This window comes from Stenotrophomonas sp. 2YAF22, assembly GCF_052114665.1.
GTDB lineage: Bacteria > Pseudomonadota > Gammaproteobacteria > Xanthomonadales > Xanthomonadaceae > Stenotrophomonas > Stenotrophomonas indicatrix.
Map to the genome: position 1 here is coordinate 1 of NZ_JBFRFE010000371.1, position 4,292 is coordinate 4,292.

Here is a 4,292-nt window from a genome sequence, read left to right on the forward strand (position 1 = left end):
ACCCGTGTCGTCTGTAGTGCCGGCCGCTGGCCGGCAACCCCAGCCATCCCTGCCTGCCCCCCGGGCAGCCCTTCCCGGTAAGCGTTAGACTGGCAATCTTTCTGCCTTACTTTCGCCGACTCATGTCAGAGCACACCCCCGCCAGCCCCGAGACCCCCGCCGACAGCCACGAGAAGCGCGATTTCATCCGCCAGATCGTGCGCGAGGACCTGGCCAGCGGTAAGCACCAGGCGATCAAGACCCGCTTCCCGCCCGAGCCGAACGGCTACCTGCACATCGGCCATGCCAAGTCGATCTGCCTGAACTTCGGCATCGCCGGCGAGTTCAGCGGCGTCTGCAACCTGCGCTTCGACGACACCAACCCGGCCAAGGAAGATCCGGAATACGTGGCCGCGATCCAGGACGACGTGCGCTGGCTGGGCTTCGAGTGGAACGAGCTGCGCCATGCGTCGGATTACTTCGACGCCTACTACCTGGCCGCCGAGAAGCTGATCGCCGACGGCAAGGCCTACGTCTGTGACCTGTCGGCCGAGGAAGTGCGCGCCTACCGCGGCACCCTGACCGAACCGGGCCGGCCCTCGCCGTGGCGCGACCGCAGTGTCGAGGAAAACCTGGACCTGTTCCGCCGCATGCGCGCCGGTGAATTCCCCGATGGCGCGCGCACCGTGCGCGCCAAGATCGACATGGCCAGCGGCAACATCAACCTGCGCGATCCGGCGCTGTACCGCATCAAGCACGTCGAGCACCAGAACACCGGCAACGCCTGGCCGATCTACCCGATGTACGACTTCGCCCATGCACTGGGCGATTCGATCGAAGGCATCACCCACTCGCTGTGCACGCTGGAGTTCGAAGACCACCGCCCGCTGTACGACTGGTGCGTGGACAACGTCGACTTCGCCCACGATGACGCGCTGACCCAGCCGCTGGTCGACGCCGGCCTGCCGCGCGAAGCGGCCAAGCCGCGCCAGATCGAGTTCTCGCGCTTGAACATCAACTACACGGTGATGAGCAAGCGCAAGCTGATGGCGCTGGTCACCGAACAGCTGGTGGACGGCTGGGAAGACCCGCGCATGCCGACCCTGCAGGGCCTGCGTCGCCGTGGCTACACCCCGGCGGCGATGCGCCTGTTCGCCGAGCGCGTGGGCATCAGCAAGCAGAATTCGCTGATCGATTTCAGCGTGCTGGAAGGCGCGCTGCGCGAAGACCTGGACAGCGCTGCACCGCGCCGCATGGCCGTGGTCGACCCGGTCAAGCTGGTACTGACCAACCTGGCTGAAGGCCACGAAGAGCAGCTGACCTTCAGCAACCACCCGAAGGACGAAAGCTTCGGTACCCGCGAAGTGCCGTTCGCACGTGAAGTGTGGATCGATCGCGAGGACTTCGCCGAAGTGCCGCCGAAGGGATGGAAGCGTCTGGTTCCCGGTGGCGAAGTGCGTCTGCGCGGCGCCGGCATCATCCGCTGCGATGAAGTGATCAAGGATGCCGACGGCACCATCACCGAACTGCGCGGCTGGCTGGACCCGGAATCGCGTCCGGGCATGGAAGGCGCCAACCGCAAGGTCAAGGGCACCATCCACTGGGTCAGCGCGGTGCACGGCGTGCCGGCCGAGATCCGCCTGTATGACCGCCTGTTCTCGGTGCCGAACCCGGACGATGAATCGGAAGGCAAGACCTACCGCGATTACCTCAATCCGGAATCACGTCGCACCGTCATCGGCTATGTCGAGCCGGCGGCTGCCACCGCTGCGCCGGAACAGTCGTTCCAGTTCGAGCGCACCGGCTACTTCGTTGCCGACCGCCGCGACCACACCGAAGCCAAGCCGGTGTTCAACCGCAGTGTGACCCTGCGCGACACCTGGTCGGCCTGATCACCTGCGCGGGCGCCGCAAAGGCGCCCGCGTCATCCTGCACCTGCCTCATCCTCTGCTGAAGCCTGCGTAGCCGACCCTCGGTAACGGCGGGTCTTGCTGCGCGAGCGCAGGCACGTGCCATCGCGCAGCCGCTACCTGCGTCATCATCCCCTCCTCTTGCCCTGTCAGGCCCTGCCATGTCCGCTGCCCCGAGTGCGCTTCTCCCGCTGCTGCAACAGGTCCTGCTGGGCCGTGACATCGCCTGCACCGTCGAGGGTGACGACCTGCTGCTCGACAGCGGCCTGCAGCTGACGCCACACAGCGTCTCCAGCAACGAACGCGACAACGGCGGCTGGCAGACGTCCACGGTCATCGAGACCCGCCACGCCGGCCTGTTCGCCGATGGCCTGTTCGAATACCAGCACGCCAATGGCGCGACCGAACAGGAGTCCTTGCTGTCCGGCTTCGACACCTGGGTGCGGGTGGATCTGGCGACCCTGCAGGCGGCCATCGGCGCCGAAGACGCACCGGATCTGCCGATGATGGGGCTGACCTACCCGACCGGCGACGAAGGCGAAGAACACGAGCGCACCGTGGTGCTGGGGCCGCTGGCCCATTACCGCGCCCGCGAACTGGACGACGCTGCCGCGTGCAGCGAGGACGATCACGGTTCCTGCCCCTGCTGCCTGTTCACCAAGAGCATCGACGCCTTCGACGACCTGTTGAAAGCCCACCACTTCCTGGCCATCCGCCTGTTCGCTTCGCGCGACGAGCAGGGCCAGTGCGAAGCCGACTGCCGGGTCAACGGCCATGACTTCGCCCCCGCCCTGCCGCTGCTGCGCGCCTATGCCGCGCGCTGGCCGCAGGCGGGACTGGAGTTCCGCAAGCAGTACGTGGTGATCCGCACCGGCTCACCCTCGCAGGCCTGAACCCAGCGCGCACGCCCGGTACATGCCACTGCCGCTACACTGCGCGCCGATATCTGTTGCACCTGTTCCTTTCACTCCCAACGAGGCACCCCCGCGATGCTGTACGCGCAAGTCCACCTGACCCTTCCTGCCTGGATCCACGACCAGATCGACCTGGATCGGCGATATCCGGGCGACGAGGCCAAGGTCGCGCTGGCGATCGAGCTGTCGCGGCTGAATGTCGACCACGCCAGCGGCGGCCCGTTCGGCGCCGTGGTATTCGGGCCGGATGACAAGGTGATCGCCGCCGGCGTGAACCGGGTGATGCCGCACTCGACCTCGCTGGCGCACGCCGAGAACATGGCCTACATGCTGGCCCAGCAGCGCCTGCAGACCCCGCGCCTGAACGCGGCGCTGTCGCCGATCACCCTGGCCACCAGCTCGCAGCCGTGCTGCCAGTGCTACGGCGCCACCGTGTGGGCCGGCATCGACCGCCTGCTGATCGGCGCCAGCTCGGCCGACGTGGAAGAGCTGACCCCGTTCGATGAAGGCCCGCTGCCGGCTGACTGGGTGGGTGAGCTCAACAAGCGTGGCATCGAAGTGGTGCAGGGTCTGAACCGTGATGCGGCGCGCAGCGTGCTGCGTGCCTATGGGGAAAGCGATGGCGCCCGTTACTGAGGCCGGCATCGGCCTGCTGTGCCTGTGCCGGCAGGGCTTCGAGCCCGAGCTGGCCGGCGAACTGCAGTTCCGCGCAGGCGCCGCCGGTTTTGCCGGTTACGCCCGTACCCAGCGCAATGATGGCTACGTGCTCTTCATGTGCGATGAAGCGGCGGCGCTCGCACCGCGACTGCCGTGGCGCGAGCTGATCTTCGCCCGCCAGAAGCTGGTGGTACTGGCCGAGCTGCCGCAGCTGGACCCGGCCGACCGCATCACGCCGATGCTGGACGTGCTGGCCGATGCGCCGCGTTTCGGTGATCTGTGGGTGGAACATCCCGATTCGGACGCCGGCAAACCGCTGTCCGGGCTCGCGCGTGCCTTCGGCAACGCCCTGCGCCCGGCGCTGCGCAAGGCCGGCAAACTCAGCGACAAACCGAACGCACGCCTGCCGCGCCTGCACGTGGTGTTTGTCGATGGCACGCACGCCTTCATCTGCGTGGCCAACCCGGACGACAGCGCACCCTGGGCGTTGGGCATTCCGCGCTTGAAGCTGTTGCCCGACGCACCCTCGCGCTCGGCATTGAAGCTGGACGAGGCACTGCTGACCCTGCTTGCCCCGGAAGAACGCGAAGCGCTGGTTCGCCCGGGCATGCGCGCGGCTGATCTGGGCGCGGCACCGGGCGGCTGGACGTGGGTACTGACCCGCCAGCACGTGCATGTGCTGAGCATCGACAACGGCCCGCTGCGCCAGCACGTGCTGGACACCGGCCTGGTCGAACACCTGCGCGCCGATGGTTTCCATTGGCATCCGGAGCAGCCGCTGGACTGGATGGTCTGCGATATGGTCGAGCAGCCGCGTCGCGTCGCCGAACGC

The 4,292-nt window shown here is 67.3% G+C and carries 4 protein-coding genes; all 4 read left to right on the forward strand.

The features are described 5' to 3' along the window. Nucleotides 1–122: 122 nt before the first annotated feature. A complete protein-coding gene (locus AB4Y84_RS14635; RefSeq protein ID WP_442244631.1) occupies nt 123–1,871 on the forward strand; it encodes a glutamine--tRNA ligase/YqeY domain fusion protein in 1,749 nt (582 codons plus the stop codon). Between the two features lie 179 nt (nt 1,872–2,050). Next, nucleotides 2,051–2,782: a DUF6348 family protein gene (locus AB4Y84_RS14640; RefSeq protein ID WP_442244632.1), complete on the forward strand. Its 732-nt coding sequence runs from the start codon at nt 2,051–2,053 to the stop codon at nt 2,780–2,782. Nucleotides 2,783–2,878: 96 nt separating this feature from the next. Further along, nucleotides 2,879–3,439: a nucleoside deaminase gene (locus tag AB4Y84_RS14645; RefSeq protein ID WP_442244633.1), complete on the forward strand. Its 561-nt coding sequence runs from the start codon at nt 2,879–2,881 to the stop codon at nt 3,437–3,439. Next, nucleotides 3,423–4,292 (forward strand): 23S rRNA (cytidine(2498)-2'-O)-methyltransferase RlmM (gene rlmM / locus AB4Y84_RS14650; RefSeq protein ID WP_442250343.1); only part of this gene is annotated, 870 nt, incomplete at its 3' end. The genes AB4Y84_RS14645 and rlmM, both read left to right, overlap by 17 nt.

What these genes read in the sequence shown, in the direction of transcription:
- AB4Y84_RS14645 (WP_442244633.1), top strand. Translation starts at nt 2,879, where the DNA reads ATGCTGTACGCGCAAGTCCACCTGACCCTTCCTGCCTGGATCCACGAC.
- AB4Y84_RS14635 (WP_442244631.1), top strand. Translation starts at nt 123, where the DNA reads ATGTCAGAGCACACCCCCGCCAGCCCCGAGACCCCCGCCGACAGCCAC.
- AB4Y84_RS14640 (WP_442244632.1), top strand. Translation starts at nt 2,051, where the DNA reads ATGTCCGCTGCCCCGAGTGCGCTTCTCCCGCTGCTGCAACAGGTCCTG.